The 21526-nt window shown below is 63.1% G+C and carries 23 protein-coding genes; 11 read left to right on the forward strand and 12 right to left on the reverse strand.

Annotated features, from left to right (window positions below; genetic code table 11):
* Window positions 1–39 precede the first annotated feature (39 nt).
* Window positions 40–1110: an ABC transporter substrate-binding protein gene (locus ACE103_RS28440; protein WP_375775758.1), complete on the reverse strand. Its 1071-nt coding sequence runs from the start codon at window positions 1108–1110 to the stop codon at window positions 40–42.
* 175 nt (window positions 1111–1285) lie between these two features.
* Here ACE103_RS28440 and ACE103_RS28445 point away from each other — a divergent pair, with 175 nt between their 5' ends.
* The 3 genes from ACE103_RS28445 (at window position 1286) to ACE103_RS28455 (ending at window position 4056) form a co-directional block, all read left to right on the forward strand.
* Window positions 1286–2236, forward strand: coding sequence for a Bug family tripartite tricarboxylate transporter substrate binding protein (locus tag ACE103_RS28445; RefSeq protein ID WP_375781196.1), 951 nt, complete (start codon window positions 1286–1288; stop codon window positions 2234–2236).
* 40 nt (window positions 2237–2276) lie between these two features.
* On the forward strand, window positions 2277–2987 hold the full coding sequence (locus tag ACE103_RS28450) for a molybdate ABC transporter substrate-binding protein (protein WP_375775759.1): 711 nt from the start codon (window positions 2277–2279) through the stop codon (window positions 2985–2987).
* A gap of 94 nt (window positions 2988–3081) precedes the next feature.
* Window positions 3082–4056 (forward strand): 2-dehydropantoate 2-reductase, encoded by a 975-nt coding sequence (locus ACE103_RS28455; RefSeq protein ID WP_375775760.1) that lies wholly within the window; start codon window positions 3082–3084, stop codon window positions 4054–4056.
* A gap of 42 nt (window positions 4057–4098) precedes the next feature.
* Here the strand turns inward: ACE103_RS28455 and ACE103_RS28460 are convergent, their stop codons facing one another.
* Window positions 4099–4905 carry an SDR family NAD(P)-dependent oxidoreductase gene (locus ACE103_RS28460; RefSeq protein ID WP_375775761.1) on the reverse strand — a complete coding sequence of 269 codons (807 nt, stop codon included), beginning with the start codon at window positions 4903–4905 and terminating at the stop codon, window positions 4099–4101.
* A gap of 70 nt (window positions 4906–4975) precedes the next feature.
* Here ACE103_RS28460 and ACE103_RS28465 point away from each other — a divergent pair, with 70 nt between their 5' ends.
* The 7 genes from ACE103_RS28465 (at window position 4976) to ACE103_RS28495 (ending at window position 11661) form a co-directional block, all read left to right on the forward strand.
* Complete coding sequence (locus ACE103_RS28465; protein WP_375775762.1) at window positions 4976–5719, forward strand: GntR family transcriptional regulator; 744 nt, start codon at window positions 4976–4978, stop codon at window positions 5717–5719.
* A gap of 41 nt (window positions 5720–5760) precedes the next feature.
* The gene (locus tag ACE103_RS28470; RefSeq protein WP_375775763.1) at window positions 5761–6792 is read left to right on the forward strand and encodes a TRAP transporter substrate-binding protein; all 1032 of its coding nucleotides are present in this window, start codon (window positions 5761–5763) and stop codon (window positions 6790–6792) included.
* A 42-nt stretch (window positions 6793–6834) separates the two neighbouring features.
* A complete protein-coding gene (locus tag ACE103_RS28475) occupies window positions 6835–7347 on the forward strand; it encodes a TRAP transporter small permease (RefSeq protein WP_375775764.1) in 513 nt (170 codons plus the stop codon).
* 15 nt (window positions 7348–7362) lie between these two features.
* Window positions 7363–8658 (forward strand): TRAP transporter large permease, encoded by a 1296-nt coding sequence (locus ACE103_RS28480; protein WP_176530067.1) that lies wholly within the window; start codon window positions 7363–7365, stop codon window positions 8656–8658.
* A 93-nt stretch (window positions 8659–8751) separates the two neighbouring features.
* Complete coding sequence (locus ACE103_RS28485) at window positions 8752–9438, forward strand: cyclase family protein (RefSeq protein WP_375775765.1); 687 nt, start codon at window positions 8752–8754, stop codon at window positions 9436–9438.
* Between the two features lie 27 nt (window positions 9439–9465).
* Window positions 9466–10461, forward strand: a complete 996-nt coding sequence (locus ACE103_RS28490) for a Bug family tripartite tricarboxylate transporter substrate binding protein (protein WP_375775766.1) — start codon at window positions 9466–9468, stop codon at window positions 10459–10461.
* Window positions 10462–10566: 105 nt separating this feature from the next.
* Window positions 10567–11661 carry an amidohydrolase family protein gene (locus ACE103_RS28495; RefSeq protein WP_375775767.1) on the forward strand — a complete coding sequence of 365 codons (1095 nt, stop codon included), beginning with the start codon at window positions 10567–10569 and terminating at the stop codon, window positions 11659–11661.
* Between the two features lie 15 nt (window positions 11662–11676).
* On the opposite strand, the gene ACE103_RS28500 is transcribed toward ACE103_RS28495, so the two are convergent.
* The 7 genes from ACE103_RS28500 to ACE103_RS28530 all read right to left on the reverse strand — a co-directional run bounded on the left by ACE103_RS28500 (window position 11677) and on the right by ACE103_RS28530 (window position 17688).
* On the reverse strand, window positions 11677–11961 hold the full coding sequence (locus tag ACE103_RS28500; RefSeq protein WP_375775768.1) for a hypothetical protein: 285 nt from the start codon (window positions 11959–11961) through the stop codon (window positions 11677–11679).
* A 141-nt stretch (window positions 11962–12102) separates the two neighbouring features.
* Window positions 12103–12840, reverse strand: coding sequence for a Crp/Fnr family transcriptional regulator (locus ACE103_RS28505; protein ID WP_375775769.1), 738 nt, complete (start codon window positions 12838–12840; stop codon window positions 12103–12105).
* Window positions 12841–13136: 296 nt separating this feature from the next.
* Window positions 13137–13976 carry a phosphodiesterase gene (locus ACE103_RS28510; protein WP_375775770.1) on the reverse strand — a complete coding sequence of 280 codons (840 nt, stop codon included), beginning with the start codon at window positions 13974–13976 and terminating at the stop codon, window positions 13137–13139.
* 9 nt (window positions 13977–13985) lie between these two features.
* Window positions 13986–15044: an ABC transporter ATP-binding protein gene (locus tag ACE103_RS28515; RefSeq protein ID WP_375775771.1), complete on the reverse strand. Its 1059-nt coding sequence runs from the start codon at window positions 15042–15044 to the stop codon at window positions 13986–13988.
* Window positions 15041–15826: an ABC transporter permease gene (locus tag ACE103_RS28520; protein WP_375775772.1), complete on the reverse strand. Its 786-nt coding sequence runs from the start codon at window positions 15824–15826 to the stop codon at window positions 15041–15043. Before ACE103_RS28520 ends, ACE103_RS28515 begins: the two co-directional genes overlap by 4 nt.
* A gap of 4 nt (window positions 15827–15830) precedes the next feature.
* Complete coding sequence (locus ACE103_RS28525) at window positions 15831–16646, reverse strand: ABC transporter permease (protein ID WP_223969093.1); 816 nt, start codon at window positions 16644–16646, stop codon at window positions 15831–15833.
* Window positions 16647–16683: 37 nt separating this feature from the next.
* Window positions 16684–17688: an ABC transporter substrate-binding protein gene (locus tag ACE103_RS28530; RefSeq protein WP_375775773.1), complete on the reverse strand. Its 1005-nt coding sequence runs from the start codon at window positions 17686–17688 to the stop codon at window positions 16684–16686.
* A 193-nt stretch (window positions 17689–17881) separates the two neighbouring features.
* Here ACE103_RS28530 and ACE103_RS28535 point away from each other — a divergent pair, with 193 nt between their 5' ends.
* Window positions 17882–19033 (forward strand): zinc-binding dehydrogenase, encoded by a 1152-nt coding sequence (locus tag ACE103_RS28535; RefSeq protein WP_375775774.1) that lies wholly within the window; start codon window positions 17882–17884, stop codon window positions 19031–19033.
* A gap of 30 nt (window positions 19034–19063) precedes the next feature.
* Here ACE103_RS28535 and ACE103_RS28540 read toward each other — a convergent pair whose 3' ends face one another.
* Genes ACE103_RS28540 through ACE103_RS28550 form a run of 3 tightly spaced genes read right to left on the reverse strand, consistent with a single transcriptional unit; the run spans window position 19064 to window position 21526 of the window.
* On the reverse strand, window positions 19064–19768 hold the full coding sequence (locus ACE103_RS28540) for an ABC transporter ATP-binding protein (protein WP_375775775.1): 705 nt from the start codon (window positions 19766–19768) through the stop codon (window positions 19064–19066).
* Between the two features lie 4 nt (window positions 19769–19772).
* Complete coding sequence (locus ACE103_RS28545; protein WP_375775776.1) at window positions 19773–20543, reverse strand: ABC transporter ATP-binding protein; 771 nt, start codon at window positions 20541–20543, stop codon at window positions 19773–19775.
* Window positions 20540–21526 (reverse strand): branched-chain amino acid ABC transporter permease, encoded by a 987-nt coding sequence (locus tag ACE103_RS28550; RefSeq protein ID WP_375775777.1) that lies wholly within the window; start codon window positions 21524–21526, stop codon window positions 20540–20542. The genes ACE103_RS28545 and ACE103_RS28550 overlap by 4 nt, the downstream gene beginning before the upstream one ends.

Here is a 21526-nt window from a genome sequence, read left to right on the forward strand (position 1 = left end):
CAAACGCCCAAATGCTCGGCCACCAGCCCACTCCGTCCGCTAGACTCGGAAGATACGGGTGTAGTGGGATTTGATCGATTCCCCTTCCCGCTCCACCGCGTCCGGGTCATCCTTCATCGTCTTGATGTCCTTGAGCGGCTTGCGCCCGGCCTTCTCCTGGGCCTGCGCGTGGACCGACCTGAGGCCACCGATCTCGACGTTGAGCTGCTGCCCCTCGCGTCCGAGCGCGAACGATTGAAACAGCCTTGCCGCATTCGGATGCGGACAGTCCTTGAAGATTCCATTGGGGCCGACAATGATCGGCGAGCCTTCGGTGGCGTAGACCGGCTCGACCGGGCGGCCCATCTCCTTCAGCTGAAAGATGTTGTACTCGTTGCCGTCGGCCATCACCGCGCGCTCGCCGAGGTCGAGCTTCTTCGGTGGATCGGTCGAGGACTGCACCTGCATGATGTTCTGCTTTGCGAGCTGCTCGAAGAAGCTCCAGCCGAGATCGCGCTGCATCTGATAGGTCGCGGTCATGATGGTGCCGCTGTAGCCGGGGTGCCCCTTCACGATCTTGCCCTTCCATTTCGGATCGAGCAGATCGGCGAAGCTCTTCGGCGCCTCCTCGGCCTTCACGAGATTGGTGTTGTAGGCGATGATCGAAAGCCACACCCGGAAGCTTGCGAACTGGCCATCCGGATCGCGATGCTCGTCCGGATAGTATTTCGCGACCTCCTCCGGAACGTAGGGCGCCAGAATGCCGTCGCGCTTCCACACGATGAAATGTGCGGCGTCGGAGGAATTGACGACGTCGACGGCGTGGATGTTGCTGGAATATTCCTGGCCGACCCGTTGGAACACACGTTCCGCGCCGGTGCGTTCGACGCGCACGGTCATCCCCGCGTATTTCGCCTCGAACGCCTTCGCCAGTTTCTCGGCGACCGGCAGATCGGTCGAGGTGTAATAGACGACCTGTCCCTCTTTCTTCGCCGCCTCGATCAAGGTCGGCGTCACCGGTTCCGCGGGTGGCGCGGCGGCCATCACTCGCGTTGAAAAGGCGGTCCCTGCCAGCACGGCGCTGGTGCCCTTCAGCAGATCGCGGCGCGACAGCCCAGGATGTTTCCTCATTTGATTCCCCGCACGCGATGGCGAAGTTTGAGTACACCGTCCTCCCGCCCTTATTCCGATGCGCGAAGACGATGTCTGTCGTCGACAGATGGTTCAGGTTGCAGCTAGACTTCTGGTCAAGAAAGAAGACTAAAGTTGGGGGAGACGATCAATGGCGGGCTTTCGGTACGCCTTGATGTGTGTCGCGGCATTGCTGACCGTGTCGATGTCAGGCGCACATACGGCCGCCGAGGATTACCCTGCGCGGCCGGTCAGGATCATCGTTCCCTTTGGTCCCGGCGGCCCGGCCGACGTCGTGGCGCGCCAGATCGGCATCATCCTGCAGGAAAGCCTCGGCCAGCCCTTCGTTGTGGAGAACCGCACCGGCGCCGGCGGCGTGATCGGCACGCTCGAGGTCGCGAAGGCGCTGCCCGATGGCTACACCCTCCTGGTGATGTCGAACACCCAGACCGCCAATGAATCGCTGGTGCCTCAGCGCAAATATGAGCTGATGCGCGACCTGACGCCGGTCGCATCCCTGAACACTTCGGATCTGGTGATCGTGGTCCACCCCGCCGTGCCGGCCAAGACCCTGCAGGAATTCATCGCGCTTGCAAAAGCAGAGCCTGGAAAGCTGAACTACGCGTCGTCGGGTCAGGGCACGCCGTATCACATGGCGGGCGAGCTGTTCAAAGCCATGGCCGGGATCAATATCGTGCATGTGCCCTACCGCAACAGCGGCGAGGCCCGCAGCGGCGTCATCGGCGGTCAGGTCCAGATGATGATCGACGCCGTTCCAGCGATGGCGCCGAATGTTGCCGAGAACCAGGTGCGCGCGCTTGCAACAACCGGCAAGACGCGCTCCGCGGTGTTGCCGAACGTTCCCACGGTCGTCGAGGCGGGCGTTTCCGGTTATGAAGCCACGATCTGGCTTGGCCTGATGGCACCAATGGGTACACCGAAGCCGATCATCGACAAACTCAATGCGGCCGTGAATTCAGCGGTGAGGCGGCCGGAAGTCGAGAAGCTCTGGGCCGAACAGGGCGCGGTGCCGATGACCATGACGCCGGAAGCCTTCGACAAATTTCTGCGCGCCGATATCGTGAAGTGGGCAGACGTCGTCAGAAGGCTGGACAAGAACGAATAGACACGTAGCGGCCAAGACCGTGGTGACGGAACAGGTGCAAATGAAGACGTTGAACATCCTGAGCGGCGGCGCAGCGCAAGGACTGGTGCGCAGCCTTGCGCCTGCGTTTGAAACCGAAACCGGCTTCGGCATTGCCGGTGATTTCGGCGCAGTGGGCGCCATGGCCGACAGATTGCGTGCCGGTGTTCCGACCGACATCGTCATCCTGACCGCTGCGCTGATCGCGAAGCTCGCCGATGAAGGGCTGGTGCTGCGCAGCTCGATCGCCGACATCGGCCGCGTTGAAACGGCGCTTGCGGTCCGCACCGGCGATCCGCCGGCAAGCGCTGAGGACGCCGCCGGCCTGCGCGCAGTGCTGCTCGATGCAGATGCGATCTTCGTGCCCGACACCAAGGCATCAACCGCCGGAATTCATGTCGCCAAGGTGCTGGCGCAACTCGACATCGCCGATGTCGTCGCCGAGCGGCTGAAGGTCTTTCCGAACGGCGCGACGGCCATGCGGCATCTGGCCGAGTCCAGTGACCGGCGGCCGATCGGTTGCACGCAATCCACAGAGATCATCAGCACGCCGGGTGTCGTGCTATCGGGCACGCTGCCGCCGGGATGCGGGCTCGCAACCATGTACACGGCTGCCGTTGCGACGCAGGCGTCGGCGGCATCACAGGCGCAACGCCTGATCGCGCTGCTGACGTCGCCGGACACATCGGAGTTGCGCCGCCAGGCTGGATTCGTTTCCGGTCCAACGCCGTAGACACCAGGCAGTCAGGCTCAAGGGCGAAAATCAACCCGGTCCGTCGTTATCCGGCCGGTTCCAATGTGCTAGCTTGAACCCAGGATTGGCAGGAATGTTGCCGATCGGCACTTCTCTGCCGTTCGCGGCTTGGCGAGGAGAGACCATGAAAATTCTGGTCATGGGTGCCGGCGGCATTGGCGGCTACTACGGTGGGCGTTTGGCGGCCGCGGGGCAGGACGTCACCTTCGTCGCGCGCGGAGCACATCTCGACGCGATGCTTCGGGATGGGCTGCAGATCATTGGTATCAGCGGCGATCGCACTGTGAAGCCGGTGAAGGCCGTCGGCGATCCCGCCGGGGCTGAGCCTCCGGAGATGGTGCTTTTTGCAACCAAACTCGGCGATACCGAGCGCGGGGCGAAAGCGTTGCAGGCCGCGGTTCGGGACGACACCACGATCATCTCGCTGCAGAACGGCATCGAGGGGCCGGACCTCATCAGGGCGCACCTGCCGCGTGCGCACGTGGTGCCGGGCGTGGTGCGCATCTCGAGCCACATCGCGCGGCCTGGCGTGATCGAGCACAAGGCGCAACCCGGCCGCATCGAGTTCGGCGAGCCGGATGGGCGAGCGAATCCGCAGCTCGAGGCCTTCCAACACGTATGCAGGGAGGCCGGCCTCGATGCCGTGCTCACACCAGAGATCCGCTACAATGTCTGGCTGAAGTTCGCATCACTCGCACCGAGTTCGGGCATGATGACGCTGACGAATGCGTCGTACGGACCGATGCGCGAGACGCCCGGCACCCGCGCCCTGTTTGAGGATGCCGTGCGCGAGGTGATCGCCGTCGGCCTCGCAGCCGGCGTGCCGTTCAAGCCCACCGACTTCGCGACGATCATGAAGGCCGCCGACGCCAATCCCCGCGAGATGATCACGTCCATGCTGCTCGACCGGCGAGCCGGCAAACCGCTCGAGATCGACTATTTCTCGGGCGCCCTGGTACGCATGGGTGAGAAGCTCGGCGTACCGACCCCGACGCACAAATTCATTGCCCAGGCGCTGTCGATCGATGCCAACGGCCGCAAAGCATGATTCGAAAGCAATCGTGGCTCGATCGAGATAAACTCACCTATTCTACCGCGTCAGTTGCGTGAGGCCCGTCGGCGGTCCGTCGACCGCCGTCCAGCCGCCATCGACGAACAGCGTGCTGCCGCTGACATAGCTCGCCGCATCAGATGCAAGATAAGCGACGGCGGTGGCGACCTCGTCGGCGCTGCTCCAGCGATTGAACACGGTGTGGCCGGCATAGAGATTGTAAATGTCCGGCCGCTGCTTCAACGGGCCGGTCAACGCGGTCTCCGCAATGCTCGGCGCGATGGCGTTGACGCGGACGCCGGAGCGCCCGACCTCAGACGCGAAGCCCTTCACCAGGAGACCGATCGCCGCCTTGGTCGAACCATAGACCGCAAGCCCCGGCTCGATCGTCACCGCGCGCACCGACGAGCAGGCAATCAGGCTGCCGCCTTGTTGCCTGACCATGATGCGGCCGAACGCCTGGAAGAACCACACCGTGCCCTTGATGTTGAGGTTGATGACGCGATCGAGATCCTCGTCGGTGTAGTCGAGGATGGTCTTGCGGATGTTCAACCCCGGCGTGGTGACGGCAATGTCGACGCGCTGAAATTCCGCGAGCGCCTTCGCCGCCAGCGCCTCCACGTCCGTACGGTCGGCGGCATCGCAACCGGCGGCCGTTGCCGATCCGCCCTGCTCACGGATCGCCGCGGCGGTCGCATCCGCGCCCTCCAGCGTGCGATCCGCACACAGCACGCGGGCGCCAAGCGATGCCAGCGCTTCAGCCGAGGATCTGCCGATGCCCGAGGCTGCGCCCAGCACCACGGCGGTCTTGCCGGTGAGATCGAATAGCTTGCGATAGTCGGTCATGTGACCTCCCGGTGTTCGTTTGCCTTCTATGACGACTTCATATACTAATATATTAGTTATTGGAGCACGAATGCCCGCCCGCGCGCCGAAAAAGTCGGAGCTCCGCAACCCCGTCGGCCAGCGGCGCACCGGTCGTCCGCGGACCGCAACCGCGGCGGCGCGGATCTATGCCGAGCTGCGTGCCGAACTGGTCTCGCTGCAGCGCAGGCCCGGCGATCCGATCATCGAGGCCGAGATCGCGCGCGCATATGGCGTCAGCCGGACACCGGTGCGGGAAGCTATCCTGCGCCTGTCGGACGAGGGCCTGGTCGAGATTTTCCCGCAATCAGGCATTTTCGTATCTCGCATCCCGCTCGCCGCCCTTCCGGAGGCGATCATCGTCCGCCGGTCGCTGGAGGAAACCACGACCCGCATGGCAACTGAGCGCGCCAGCGCCAGCCAGATCCTCAGCCTGCATGCGATCCTCCAACGCCAGCGCGAGGCCGAGATGGCCGCCGATCGCGAAGCATTCCATCAGGCCGACGAGGCCTTTCACGCCGCCATCGCCGAAATTGCCGGACATCCCGGCATCTGGAAGCTGATCCTGCAGGTCAAGGTTCACGTGGATCGCTTCCGGTGGCTGACGCTGCCGCAGCGCGGGCGGATGGCCGAGGTCATCGCCGAGCATGAGGCCGTGATGGCCGCGATCGAGGCGCGCGACCCGGCATCGGCCGGAGCCGCGATGGCCAGACATCTCGAACGCCTTCTGGCCGACATCTCGGCCACCCAGCACAACAATCCGGAGTTCTTCGACGAGCAGAGCCAGCCGGCATGACCGCGGCCGGACTCCGGCCAGGCACTTTGGGAGGATATGACATGAATCGTACAGATCGATCGCAGCGCCGCGGCACCGGGCTCAACCGTCGCGACGTCATCAAGTTCGGCGCCGGCCTTGGCGCAGTCGTTGCGACCTCGACGCAGGCCGCCCTCGCCCAGTCGAAAGCCGTCTTCAAGGCGTCGGACGTGCAGCCGCCGGGCTACCCGACCGTGGTCGCGACGGAAAACCTCGGCAAGAAGCTGGCGGCGGCGACCAACGGCCGCCTGTCGCTGCAGATGTTCCCCTCGATGCAACTCGGCGGCGAGAAGGAAACCATCGAGCAGACCCAGATCGGTGCGATCCAGATGCTGCGCGTCAGCGCCGGCTCGATCGGCCCGATCGTCGATGACATCAACGTCGTCAACATGCCCTTCCTGTTCAAGAACATGGCACATGCCGAGCGGATGATGGATGGCCCGATCGGCCAGGAGCTGCTGGACAAGATCACGGCAAGCCCGAATGCCGGACTCGTCGCACTGTGCTGGATGAATTCCGGAGCGCGCAGCCTCTACAACATCAAGCACGCGATCAAGACGATCGCCGACATCAAGGGCCTCAAGTTCCGCGTCATCGGCAATCCGATCTTCATCGACATGATGAACGCGCTTGGCGGCAACGGCGTGGCGATGGGCTACGACCAGGTGTTCAGCGCGCTGCAGACCGGCGTTATCGACGGCGCCGAGAACAATCCCCCGAGCTACGTCTTCAGCAACCACTACACCGCAGCGAAACACTTTTCGCTCACCGAGCACCTGATCGTTCCCGAGCTGCTGGTGTTCTCGAAACGCGCCTGGTCCGCGCTGGCAGCCGATGACCAGACGCTGATCAAAAAACTCGCCCGCGAGGCGCAGATGGAAGAACGCGAGCTCTGGAACGCCTACGAGAAGCAGGCGATGGAAAAAGCGAAGGCTGCCGGGTGCGAGATCATCGAGATCGCCGACAAGGCGCCGTTCCAGAACGCGGTCAAGCCGGTCTGGGACAAATACGGCCCGAAATACCAGGGCATGATCGGACGTATCCAGTCCGCCTGACACTACGCCATACGGGAAATCGTCCTCTTACAGGAAATGGACATGGCCGGATCATATCGCCGCGCGATGGACTATTTGTATCTTGCCTGCGTCATCACGGGCTCTGTCGCGCTGATCCTGATTTCAGCCGTCATCCCCTGGGCAGTGTTCACGCGCTATGTCCTGAACAGCGCCGCATCCTGGCCTGAACCGCTCGCGGTGCTGCTCACCATCGTCGTGACGTTCATCGGTGCGGCCGCCGGATATCGGCTCAATCTGCATATGAACGTCGCCTACTTTGCCAATAAGCTGCCTGCCCCGCTCCGCAACCTGACCGACCTTGTCGTCCAGTTGATGATGGGCCTGATCGCGCTGTTCATGATCATCTGGGGCGCGCGGCTCGTCGAGGTGACCTGGTACAACACGATCGCCGACTTCCCGTCGCTTTCGGTCGGCGTCACCTATCTTCCGATTCCGATCGGCGGCGCCTGTCTGCTGCTGTTCATCATCGAGCGGATTTTCCTGGGTGCGCCACCCGATCCGATCGCACCACACCGCGACTTTTCCGCCGACTGATCGCGAGAGGCCACGATGGACATCCTCATTCTGCTCGCGACCATGCTGCTGTGCTTCCTGATCGGCATGCCGATCGCCTACTCGCTGGCGATGGCGGCGATCGTCGGCGCCTTGTGGATCGGCATTCCCCTGGAAGCGGTGATGCTGAAGATCTCCGACGGTGTCAGCAAGGTCGCGATGCTGACGATCCCGTTCTTCGTGCTGGCCGGCGCGATCATGGCGGAGGGCGGCATGGCCCGCCGCCTGGTCGCGTTTGCCGACGTGCTGGTTGGACTGACCCGGCTGCGTGGCGGCCTCTCGATCGTCAACGTGCTGGCGACGACATTTTTGAGCGGCATTTCCGGATCGGCCGTCGCCGACACGTCCGCCATCGGCTCGGTGATGATCCCGCAGATGGAGAAGAACGGCTACCCGCGCGTGTTCGCGACCAACCTGACGATCACCTCGTCGGTCCAGGCCCTTCTCGTGCCGCCGAGTCACAATGCAGTGCTCTACTCGCTCGCAACGGGCGGGACGATCTCGATCAGCGCCCTTTTCATGGCCGGCGTGTTCCCCGGGCTGTTGCTCGGCTTCTCACTGATCATCCTGTGCCTGGCCGTCGCCTATCGCGAGAAGCACCCGCACGGCCAGACCGTGCCGGCCAAGGACGCGATCCGGATCGCCATCGATGCCTCCTGGGGTCTGATCACCCTCGTCATCATCCTAGGCGGCATTCTCGGCGGCATTTTTACCGCAATCGAAGCCGGTGCCGTCGCCTGCATCTGGGCCTTCTTCGTCACCATGTTCATCTATCGCGACTATCGCTGGCGCGACCTGCCGGTGCTGCTCCATCGCACGCTGCGCACGGTCGCGATGGTGATGACGCTGATCGCGTGCGCCTCCAGCGTTGGCTACATCATGGCCCTGACGCAGATGCCGGCCAAGATGACCGCCTTCTTCCTGTCGATCTCCGACAACAAGTACGTCATCCTGCTCCTGATCAACGTCCTGCTGCTGGTGCTCGGCACACTGGTCGACATGGCGCCGTCGATCCTGATCGCGACACCGATCCTGTTGCCTGTCATGAAGAACTTCGGCGTCGATCCGGTGCATTTCGGCATGATCATGCTGCTCAATCTCGGCATCGGGCTGTGTCATCCACCGGTCGGGGCGATCCTTTTTGTCGGCTGCGCGGTCGGCAAGGTCACGATCGAGCAGGTCATGCGCAAGATCTGGCCGTTCTATGCGGTGATGTTCTTTGTCCTGATGTGCGTGACTTATCTGCCGGAAATCTCGCTCTGGCTGCCGCGGCAACTGCAGGTGCTGCACTGAGGGCAAGCGGCACCTTGCACAACCGCGGCAAACCCGTCAGCATCATGGGCAGAAGCGCGCCTGCGCCGGCTCCGTCAAGAAAGGGCATCCATCGTGAGGATCGTTGACCTGAGCCGCGAGCTCTATCACCGCACGCCGAGCTACCCCGGCCACCCGCCGATCATGCACGGGATGTGGAAGAACCACGAGGAGGCGCTGGCGGAATCGAGGAATGTCTATGGACTAGCATCGATGTTCATCTCGATGCCCGACCACGGTGGAACCCACATCGATGCCCCCCGGCATTTCGGTCCCAGCGGCATCCCGATCAATGAATATCCGCTGGAGAAGTGCATTGTGCCCGGCATCTGTCTCGACCTGCGCCACATTGCGCCGCGTGCCGAGATCACTCCCTCCGACCTCGATACGGCCGTGAAGGCGGCCGGACGGCCGATCCCGAAAGGCGGCACCGTCCTGCTCTGCACCGGCCATCATGCACGGACCTTTCCGCGCAAGGAATATGCGACCGACAATGCCGGGGTGAATGTCGCCGCCACCGAGTGGCTGGCCAAACAAGACATCGTTCATTTCGGCATCGACTCGATGCGCCCGGGTCCGGACAGCGACGAGAACCTGCTCGTTCACAAGGCCTGCCTCGATCTCGACATCACCCACATCGAAAGCCTGTGCAATCTCGAGGCCCTGCTTGGCCAGGGACCATTCACCTTCATTGGCCTGCCGATGAAATGGCGCGACGGCACGGCATCGCCGATCCGCGCGGTGGCAGTGTTCGATCTTTAGAGGCGTGATGCAGATGAGGGACATCCGATGACAGCAAACGGATCGGCCCCTCCCTCGCGTCGCGCGATCCTGAAGACTGTTGGCGCGCTCGCGATCGCTGGCCTCACCGGGCGGGCCAATGCCGCCGGTTATCCCGAACGTCCGATCAAGATCATCGTGCCGTTCGCGCCGGGCGGGCCGACCGACATCATGGCTCGCATCCTCGGCGCCCATCTCGGCGAGGCACTCGGCGGCACCATCGTGGTCGAGAACCGTCCCGGCGGCGGTGGCAATATCGGGATCGGCATCGCGGCACATGCCGAGCCTGACGGCTACACGCTCCTGATCACGTCCAGCGCCTATGTCGTCAACCCGGGCCTCTACGCCAAGATCCCGTACGATCCCGACAAGGACTTCGCGCCCATCGCCGAGCTTGGCACGTCTCCGAACGTGATCCTGGTCAATCCGAAGCTCGGCATCAATTCGGTCGCCGACCTGATCGCGCGTGCCAGGGCCAACCCGGACGAACTGAACTATGCGAGCCCGGGCCTCGGCACGACGCCGCATCTCGCCGGCGAGCTGTTCAAGATCATCGGCCGAATCCAGATGACGCATGTTCCGTTCTCGGGTGCAGGCCCAGCGATCCAGGCGATCCTGAGCGGGACGACCCAGGTCGCGTTCGCGGCGCTGCCGCCCGCCCATCCGCATATCGCGTCGGGAGCGCTCAAGGCGCTGGCGGTCACCGGAACCAATCGATGGTTCGATTTGCCCGATGTGCCGACCATGATCGAACTCGGCTACCAGGATTTCGTCTCCGACACCTTTCAGGGCTTTCTCGCGCCCGCGAGTACGCCCGCCTCCATTGTCGCGTTGCTGTCGGCGAAATCGATTGCGATCCTGAAGACACCGGAGATCGCCGGGCAGCTGCGCAATGACGGCTTCGAGGTGCTTGCGAACGGACCCGACGGCATGCGCAAGCGTATCGCCGACGAAGTTCCGAAATGGCGCGACATCATCGCCAAGGCCGGGATCAAGCCGGTCTGAGCAGATCAACATTGCGCGACACGCACAGCGTGTGGTCTTGCGACCGCTAGCCCACGTCCCTAGGCTGCCTGCCCATAACAAAACAAGACCGGGGAGGCGATCGTCATGACCACAAGGCGGGATTTCCTGAAAGCGGGAGCGACGGCGGCGGCAGGCATCGTGTTCTGCGGCTGCGGGCTCGTCCACAACGCGCATGCGCAAGCATCGCGCCAGAAGTTGCCGGTCACAGTCGACGGCAAGCGCATCAAGACGATCGACATTCACGCGCATTGCCACTTCCGCGAGGCGGGTGCGCTGCTCGGGGCAGATTCCGGAAAATATCAGCTGCCGCCGGTCAACGGCGCTGCGGAAGCGTTCATCGAGATCGACAAGCGCCTTGCTGCGATGGACGCACAGGCCGTCGATATGGAGGTGCTGTCGATCAATCCGTTCTGGTACGACCGCGATCGCGATCTCGCCGGCAAGATCGTGAAGATCCAGAATGAAAAGCTCGCCGAGCTGTGCGCCTCGAAGCCTGACCGGTTCGCGGCCTTCGCCTCGCTGACGCTGCAGGCTCCGGACCTTGCGGTGCAGGAGCTGGAGACGGCGGTGAAGAAACAGGGACTGAAGGGCGCGGCGATCGGCGGCGTGGTCGATGGCGTCGAATTCTCCGACCCCAAGTTTCATCCCGTGTGGGCCAAGGCCGAGGAGCTCGGCGTCCCCCTGTTCATCCATCCGCAGGGCGTGCCCGAGCTCAACAAGCGGCTCTCGGGCAATGGCTGGCTCGGCAACACCATCGGCAATCCGCTCGAGACCACGATCGCGCTGTCCCATTTGATCTTTGAGGGCACGCTCGACCGCTTCCCGGGATTGAAGATCATCGCCGCACATGGCGGCGGCTATCTCCCCTCCTATGCCGATCGTTCGGACCACCCCTGCCTGGTCGGACCCAAAGGGTGCAATCCGGAGACCAAGCTCCAGAAGGCGCCGACCGAATATCTCAAGCATATCTACTTCGACTCGCTGATCTTCACGCCCGAGGCGATCCGACACCTCGCCGCCCAGGTTGGCGCCGGCCAGATCGTGCTGGGAAGCGACTATCCCTATCCATGGCAACTGGCACCGGCCGACCATATCTTCGCCTGCTCATCGCTGAGCGACGACGACAAGGCCAACATTCTCGGCCGGACCGCGGCGAAGCTGCTCGGCGTTGCGGCGTAACGAGGATGCCAACGATCAGTTGGTCTTCACAGTCCGCGCCTCATTGCGCGGCAGCGCGGTGGGCGCCGGCTGCGCGATCTTGGTCAATGGATCGGCATCGACGGCGTCGGTACCCGCGAACTCCGCTTGCGCCGCGTCCGATATCCATTTGACCGCGGCGGGGTGGCTGACCAGCATCCCGACCAATGCAACGATCACGAGCACCGGCAAAGCGATCAGCTTGATGCTGAAGCTCCTGTAGTTGCTTTCCGGATCCCGCTGCCGCGCGGCCTGCTGCCGGTTGTCGAAAGAGCCCTGCATGGATTCCTCCACAGTGCGAGTGTGCTCCACCGAAGGGTCACTTACCGCAGGGCACGCGCGACCGATGTGAATGGTTTCACAGGCTTTGTCCGGTTCACCATTTCGTGAAACGTTGGAGCGACCGCGCCGACCGGAGAGCGACTACTCGCCATCATCAGCCCCGGCGTCGACCAGCGCCTGCAGCGACTCGGGCTTCAGCACGACGATCGCGCCATGTTCGAGCCTGACCCAACCGCGTGTCGCCCACGCGCGGAGCTGCTTGTTGATGCTCTCGCGGGTCATCCCGACCATCTCGCTGATCTCCTGCTGGGTGATCGAGATGGTGCGCCCCTGCGGCTTGTGCTTGTCGCTCAGGCGCAGCAGCGCGCTCGCCAGACGGCCGGGCAAGTCCTGCAGGATCACCTGTTCGACCTGGTCGCTGGTCCAACGCAATCTTGCGCACAGCAGCTCGATGAACTTCATCGCAAGCGTCGGCTGGCTGCGCACGAACGGAATGAACTCGCGCCGGTCGATGACGAACAGCTCGCAATTGGAGTTGGCGGTAGCATCGGCCGTCCGCGACAAGCCGTCGAGCAGCGCGATCTCTCCGAATATCTCTCCTGCCTCGATCAGGTTCAGGATCGCGTTGCGACCATCCGGCGAAGAGATGCTGATCTTCACCGTGCCCGAGATCACCGCGATCAGGCTGGTGCCCGGATCGCCCTTGGAGAAAATCGTCGTTCCGCGCTTCAGCGTGGTGTGCTTGGCATAGCGGCAGAGCTGATCGAACGCCTCGGGCTCGAGATCGGCAAAGTAAGGATGCTTGCGCAGCACCGATAGCTTGTTGTTCGAAAACAACGGCGCGCCGGCAGTTCGTTCTATGGGCAGCGCACCGGTCATTGTGATCCAGACTGATTGTGTTGCGTTCAATCGGCGCGCCACCAGCGCGACACACCGACAAGCTATCGATCAATGAAAGCGGAGAGGACTATAGCCCTACCGGAGACCTACAGCAACAAAAGGTCCAGGCCGGTGAGATCGGGCTAGAAGGCATCGAAAGTACAATTTGGAATAAATATGTGTCTAGTTGCAACGCTCAATTGTAGGCAACGGCCGCCCTTGGTCTTGAAAACTCGCCCGTCACTGGCAATCCCGCCTGGCGAAACCCGTCCGTGTGAGGGGTCGACACGCCCCACTCACAGCAGCTTGCCGTCCGGCCCAAAGAACGGATGCGGCCCGTCGAACTGACCGATCGGGATCTGGTGTGTGACCAGCTGTCCAAAGTCCTGCCCGGGAAACCATGTGTGCAAATGAAATGCAGGCGGTTCCACCCTGAACGATGGTTCGCGCAACTGTCCGAGGTCCAGGTCGACCGCATGGTTCGGAGCGGGGCATAGTGTCACGGGAATCCCGGCGAAGGTGGTCAGCATCGCACGATGGACGTGCCCGCACGCGATCAACCGCACACGCGGATGACGCCTGACGATCTCCGCCAATGCATCGGCATTGAAGAGGTCTTGCCGGTCCATATGCCAGATGCCGCCCTTGAATGGCGGGTGATGCAGGAAAAGCAGCGCCGGCCGGTCGACGGCCGTGGCCAGCGCCGCGTCCAGCCATTGCAGCGTAGACGGTTCGAGCATGCCGTGCGGCTTGCCGGTGACGCTTGAATCCAGCAGCAGGAGATCGAGACCACTCACCTCGATCTTCTGGTCGAGCGCGCCGGTCGGGTGAGCATACGGCGCGGCCGGAAACGCCTCGCGCATCCACTGACGCGAGTCGTGATTGCCGGGAATGCCGGCAAACGGCAGGCGCAGCGGCGCGAGCAATCGCTTGAGATAGTCGTATTCCTCGACCGACGGCGTGTCGACGAGGTCGCCCGAAATGACAACGAAATCGGGCGCCGGCTCGAATGCGCTGAGCGCCGCCACACAGCGTTCCAGCGCCTTCGCGGTATCGACCCGGCCATAGGCCAACGCTCCCGGCGGCTTGATGTGGAGGTCGGATATCTGCGCGATCAGGACCGGTTTCGAAGGCATCGATGACTCTCAAGATTCGGACGGCAGCAGGCGAAGCGCATCGGGCGCGATGGACAGCCCTATTCGATCGCCGACCTTGGCCTGGATGGTGTTGGGCGCGTCGATATTGAGCGGCTTGCTCGATGCACCGCTCACAACGAGCCGCTGCCGGTCGCCGATGAAGCTCACGGAATCGACTATTCCCGAGAGCGCCCCTGCCCCGGCATCCGTCACGCGAATGGTTTCGGGACGGATCATGACGGTCGCGTTCGCAGCCGTCGCGCCACCCTCGATCGGCAATCGTCCGCCGGGCAGGATCAATCCGCCGTTCTCGATCGGAGCTTCCACGATATTCGCCGCTCCGATGAACTCCGCCACGAAGCGGTCCTTCGGTGCGAAGTAGACCTCGCGCGGCGTGCCGATCTGGGCGATCGCACCTTTCCGCATCACGACAACGCGGTCGCCCAATTCCATGGCTTCGGCCTGATCGTGGGTGACATAGATCGTCGTGATTCCGAGTGCGCGCAGCAACCGGTTGAGCTCGCCTCGCAGCCGGTCGCGCAAGGCGGCATCAAGCGCGGTCAAGGGCTCGTCGAGCAGCAAGATGCCGGGCCGGATCGCAACGGCACGCGCCAGTGCCACACGCTGGCGCTGGCCGCCCGAAAGCTGGTCGATGCGGCGGTTCTCCAGTCCCGTGATGTTCGTGAGGGCAACCAGCTCGGCGACGCGCCCGGCACGCTCGCCCCTGGCAACGCCCCGGATCTTCAGGCCATAGGCGATATTGTCCGCCACCGTCATGTTGGGAAACAGGGCGTAGGACTGAAACACCATGCCGACATTGCGCCGCTCGATCGGGACCGAGGTCATATCCTTGCCGTCGAACAGCACCTTGCCGCCCGCATCCGGCAACTCGAGGCCCGCGATAATGCGCAGCATCGTGGTCTTGCCGCAGCCGGATGGGCCGAGCAGCACCAGCGTCTCGCCTCGCGCGATGTCGAGGGTCGCGGGATCGAGCGCACGCGTCCCATCGGCAAAGGTCTTGCCGCATGCCTCGATCCGCACCGCCGCACCGTGCCCCACCGTACTCATCGCTTGTGGTCCTTGTCGGCCAGCAGTTGCATCGCGACCAGCAGCGGAATGATCATCACGAAGAAGATCAGCGTGTAGGCCGAGGCCACTTCGAGTCGCATCGAGGCGTAGCTGTCGGCGAGCCCGATCGGCAGCGTCTTCGTCAACGGCGTATGCAGCATCCAGGTCAGGTTGAACTCGCCGAGCGACAGCGTGACCACCATCAGTGCGCCAGCCAGAATTCCCGGCAGCGCGTTCGGCACGATGACATCGCAGAATCGCCGCCACGGCGATGCCCCGAGCGAGGCAGCCCCCTCATCGAGCGTCTTGATGTCCACGGTCGCAAACACCGCCATGACCGACCGCACCATGAACGGCATGGTGAAGATCACATGGCCGACCAGGATGAACAGCCAGGAGCGGCGGAAGCCGCTAAAGCTCCCATAGGAGAGCAGCAGTGCGAGCGCGATCGCGAGCCCCGGGATCGCCAGCGGCAAGGTGATGACCTCCTCGACGATGCGGGCGAGCCGACCGCCTCGCGTATGCAGGGCATAGGCCGCGGGGACGCCGGCGAGCAGCGTGACGGCAAGCGTTGCGAAGGCGATCACGAACGACAGCAGGATGGTCCCGGCATAGAGCTCCCAGACCTGCGCGACCCATTGCAGGGTCACGCCGGACTGAATGCCCCGGAAGTAATTGACGGTGACGCCGGCGGAGATCGAGAGCGCTGCGGGCACCACCAGGAATGCGGCAACGAGCAGCGTGAAGATGAACTGGCCGGTGAAGATCAGGCGATCGCGCATGCTTTCACCCAGCCGCCGCGACCGCGCTGCCGCTGAACGTGCGGGCCAGCGCAAGGATGAGCCAGGTGATCAGGCCAAGCCCGACCGACAAGGCTGCCGATGTCGCGAAATTGGCGGCCAGCGTGAACTCGGTGTAGATCAGCATCGGCAGCACGTCGATATTGGTCGCCAGCGTGAAGGCAGTGCCGAAGGCGCCCATCGCGGTCGCAAATGCAATCGCACCGGACGCGACGAAGGCCGGTGCCAGCGCCGGCAGCACGACGTCACGCTGCACGGCCCATGGGCTTGCGCCGAGCGAACGCGCGGCCTCCTCCAGCCCGACGTCGAGCTTTTGCACGGCCGCCATGATGGTGAGGATCACGCGCGGGATCGAGAAATAGAGATAGCCGAGGAAGAGCCCATAGATCGAATAGGCGAAAACGAACTTCTCGCCGAAGATCCGGTTCGAGAGGTCGCCGATCAGCCCTTGCCGGCCTGCCAGCAGGATGATCATGAAGCCGACCACGACGCCGGGAAACGCCAACGGAAAGGTCAGCATCGCAATCAGCACGGCCCGCCCGGGAAAGCGGTGCCGCTGCAGAAACATTCCGGCGATCGTCGCCACGATCAGCGTGACGACCGTGGTTGCCGCCGCCAGCAGCACGGTGTTGATCAGCGTCGCGCGATAGCGGCCTTCGGTCAGGATGGCGAGATATCCGGCAAGGCCGTGCGGCCCCTCGGCGCCTGCCACCACCAGCCGTGCCATCGGCAACAGGAAGAACGCCGCGGTGACCAGCACGAGCGGCAGCAGGCAGAGCCAAACGAAGGATTTTTGCGACATCGGAAGAATGGTGCCCGTCGAAGGGCACCATATTGCCTCAGCGAACCTCGGCGAGATAGCGGTCGACGAAGGCTTTTTGCACGTTTTCCATCTCGCCCCAGTCGACGCTCTTGGCGCGGGCATAGTCGCTGTCGGGGAGGAATTTGCCCTTCACGGAAGCCGGCAGTTCGATCGGGCGGGCCGGACGCAGATAGGCATTGGTCCAGATCGCCTGCCCCTTATCGGACAGCAGATAGTCCATCACCTTCTTGGCCTTCTCCTTGTCGGGCGCGTTCTTCACGAGACCAACGACATAGGGAAACACCACCGACCCCTCGCAGGGAATCACAAACTCGAAGCTGCCCTTCTCTGAGTATTTCGCGCGATAGGCGTTGAAGTCGTAGTCGAACAGGATCGGCATCTCGCCCGACACGACGCGGGCATAGGACGTCTGCTTGGGCACGATCGGATCGTTCTTGCGCAGTTCCTTGAAGAAGGTGATCGCCGGATCGAAATTGGTGGGCGAACCGCCCAGCGCGAGATTGACAGCGACCGCGCCGACATAACCGACCGCCGCGGATGACGGGTCGAGATAGCCGACCATGCCCTTGTAGTCCGGCTTCAGGAGGTCCTTCCAGCAGGCCGGCACCGGCTTGCCGCCGAGCGCGTCCTTGTTCACGAACAGGCCGAGCGTGCCGGAGTGGATCGTGGTCCAGTAGCCGTCCGGATCCTTGAGACCGGCCCGGACCTGATCCCAATGCGCGGGCTTGTAGGGCTCGAGCGCGTCCTGGGCCTTGGCCTTCATGCCGAAGGTCACGCCGAAATAGCCGATATCGCCGACCGGATTGCTCTTCTCGGCCAGGATCTGGGCCAGCGCCTGCCCGGAATTCTTGTTGTCATGCGGGATGTCGTAATTGAGGTCTGCCTTGATCGCCTTCAGCATCGACGCCCAATCGGCCCATTCCGGCGGGCAATTGTAGCAGATCACGTCGGCCGCCTTGGCGGATTGCCACGGCGCGATCAGCGTCAGCGCCAGCAACGCAAGGACAAGGCGGATCTTCATGGGAGGCTCCGGTCTGGGAGAGGATGCAATGCGGATTTCAACATCAACGGGGGACCAAGTATAGGCCGCGCATGAAGGTTTTGCGACGCGCTTGCTGCCGTGCAGCAAATGCAACAGCCCGGATGCCAACGATCGGATGCTCGCGGCAAACCGCCGTTTCGCGCTAGGCTGAGAGCCAAAACAGGAAGCGCCCATGTACCAGCCGCCCGGCGTCAAGACATCGCCCGATCTTCCCGTCCCTGACCAGATGAAGGCCTGGGTCCTTGGTGATCCCGACCAGCTCCTGCTTCGCCAGAAGCCTACGCCGATCCCGTCACGTGCCGAAGTGCTGGTGCGCATCGACGCGGTTGCGATCTGCGCCACCGATCTCGAAATCATCCATGCCGGGTCGCCGGCAAGCATTCAAGGCGGCGCGCCCTTCAACAAGAACTTTACGCCGGGTCACGAATATATGGGCACGGTTGCTGCCCTTGGCCCTGATGTCGACGAGTTCAGGATCGGAGAGCGGGTCAGCGTCGAGATCCATGCCGGCTGCGGCCAATGCAAACGCTGCCGCCAGGGCATGTACACATCTTGCCTCAACTATGGAAAGCCGGAGAAGGGTCACCGCGCCAACGGCTTTACGACCGATGGCGGATTCGCCGAATACGCGGTGAACCACATCAATACGCTGGCGCGCGTCCCGGATACCATGAGCGATGCGGAAGCAACGCTCGTGGTGACTGCCGGGACATCGATGTATGGCTTGACGGAATTGGGGGGATTGGTGGCCGGCGAGAGCGTCGTGGTAATCGGCCCGGGGCCGATCGGACTTCTCGCAGTTGCCGTGGCCAAGGCGCTTGGTGCAAGCCCGGTCATCCTGACCGGAACGCGCAACAAGCGGCTAGCGATCGGCGGGGAATTGGGGGCCGACCGCGTCATCAACATCAACGACGAAGACGCCGTTGGGGTCGTAAAGCAACTAACGGGGGGGATCGGCGCGGACTATATCGTCGAATGTGCCGGCACCGAAGCGACACTCAACCAGGCCATTCACATGACCAATCGCGGCGGCAAGATCTGTCTCGCCGCCTTCCCGCACGAGGCCGCAACGCTGGACGTCGCGCATCTCGTGCGGAACAACATCTACGCTTACGGTATCCGCGGCGAAGGCAAGAGCGCCACGCACCGCGCGATGGAACTGATGGCCGCGAAGCGGTTCGACGCGACCAAGATACACACCCATACGTTTCCGCTGGCCGACCTGCCGACGGCGCTCAGATATGCGCGGGACCGCGTGGATGACGCGATCAAGGTCGTCGTTACCAATCGGAACGCCGAAGCAATCGCAAGCGCTGCGGAGTAACGTTCAGTACGTGCCGATCCGAGAGCGTGCTCACACCGAGCAGTAGCGCTCCTTGATCTCGTCGTCGGCGAGCAGCGCCTGCGCGGAGGCCTGGTGCACCACCGCCCCCTGATCCAGCACATAGGCACGATCGGCGATGCCGAGCGCGAGCTCGACGTTCTGCTCGACCAGCAGAACCGTCGTTCCCTGCGCCTTCATGCTGCGGAACAGCTCGAACATCTCGTCGACCAGGATCGGCATGATGCCCTCCGAAGGCTCATCCAGCATGATCAGGTCGGGCTTTGCGATCATCGCCCGCGCGATCGCCAGCATCTGCTGCTCGCCGCCGGACATCGTGACCGCCTCTTGATCCATACGCTCGGCCAGTCGGGGGAATATCTTTGCGATCTCGTCGATCAGCTCGGCTTCCCGCTTCTTCTCCTTCGAGGCGACCAGCCCGAGCCGCAAATTCTCCCGCACGGTCAGCCCCTGCACAATCCGCCGCTCCTCTGGAACGTAGGCCAGCCCCAACGCGAAGCGCACATGCGCCGGCTGGCGCAACAGTTCTTCACCCTTGAAGGTGACCGAGCCACGCGTGCGCCCCATCAACCCCATGATCGATTTGAGCGTCGTCGTCTTGCCGGCCCCGTTGCGCCCGATCAGGCAAACGATCTCGCCTTTGTTCACCTCGAGGCTGATGTCCTGCAACGCGTGGCTAGCGCCATACCAGGCATTGAGCTTGCTGACCTGCAGCATCGCGTCAGTGCTCCCGCTGACCGAGATAGACACGCTTCACCGCCTCGTTTTGCCGGACCTCCTGTGGCGTTCCCTCGGCAAGCAATTCTCCGTGGTGCAGCACGAGGATACGATCGCTGATCCCCAGCACCAACTTCATCTTGTGCTCGACGAGGATGACCGTACGTTCCCTGGCGAGTTTCACGATGAGATCCATCATGGTCCGGGTTTCTTCCGGGCTCATGCCGGCCGTCGGCTCGTCCAGCAGCAGCAAACGGGGCTGGCTGGCAAGCGCCATGCCGATCTCCAGTGCCCGCTGCTCGCCATGGGCCAATGTCTTGGCCGCACGCTCTCGGGATTCCCACAGCCCGACGAGAGCCAGCAGTTCGTCCGCCCGCTCGATCAGTTCGGTCAGGCGCGCACGGGGGCGCCAGATGTCATATCGCGACACCAGCGCCTGCAGGCCGACTCGGATGTTCTCCCGTGTCGTAAGCTGCGGAAACACACTGGTGATCTGGAAGGATTTCGCGATCCCCATATGCGCAAAACGGTGCTGCGGCAGACCGGTGACATCCTTGCCCTCGAACTCGACACTGCCTTTCGTCGGCGGAAGGGCGCCGCACAGCAGGTTGAAGTAGGTGCTCTTTCCAGCCCCGTTCGGACCGATAATGGAGGTGATCGCTCCCCTGGAAAACTCGGCCGAGATATTGTTGAGGGCGACGAACTTCCCGAACGTCTTGCCGACGCCCCTGGTGCGCAGAATGATTTCCCCTGCCTGGCGTTCTGCGGCGCTCATCGTCTGCCCCGCGCAATCAGCGTGCCCCAGATGCCCGCCGGGAAGAACAGCACGCATGCGATGAAGATGGCTCCAACGATGAGCTGCCAGTGGACGGTCCACACCGAGACCACATTCTCCAGGACAAGGAAGACAGCTGCGCCGATCATCGGCCCGAAGAACGTCCCCATGCCGCCGAGGAGAGCGATCATCACGACCAGGCCCGAGGTCTCATAATGCAGGATTTCGATCGGAACGATCGACAGGTGCAACGCCTGCAACGCACCCGCGAGGCCGCAGAAACCGCCTGACAGGACGAAGGTCAGCAGCCGCGTCAGGGTCACGTCGTAGCCGGACGCGCGGGCACGCCCCTCGTTCTCGCGCACCGCTTCGATGACGGCACCAAAGGGCGACGCCAGAATGCGTGACATCACGAAGAACGCGGCGATCACAAAAGCCGCGATGACGTAGTAACGGGTCATCGGATTGATGAAATCGATCCGCAGGCCGAACAGATCGATGGTGCGGACGTTGATGCCGCGAAGGCCGTTCTCGCCGCCGGTCAAGTCAACCGCCTGGTAGAAGAGGTAGTAGACACATTGCGACAGCGCCATCGTGACCATGGCGAAGTAGATGCCGCGGGTCCTGATCGCGAGCACACCGATCAACAGCGCCATGAACAATCCACCGGCGACCCCGGCGGCGATCGCCGCATACCACGGCCAGCCGAAGTGCACGATGGCGATGCCACAGAGGTAGGCACCGGTCCCGAACAGTGCCGCATGACCGAACGACAGGAGACCCAGATATCCAAACACGAGGTTGAAGCCGAGCGCGTATAACCCATAGATCAGGATATTCACGGCGAGGGCCGTGAACGGCATCACCAGCGGGAAAACGAGGATGACCGCCGCGACAATGCTGGCACGATACCGCGTTGCGAACTCGTACCAACTACCCGTCGCAGCACCGGGCTGTTTGATCGATTGAGTGGTTTCGGTCAT

It is taken from the genome of Bradyrhizobium sp. ma5, from assembly GCF_042258955.1.
GTDB lineage: Bacteria > Pseudomonadota > Alphaproteobacteria > Rhizobiales > Xanthobacteraceae > Bradyrhizobium.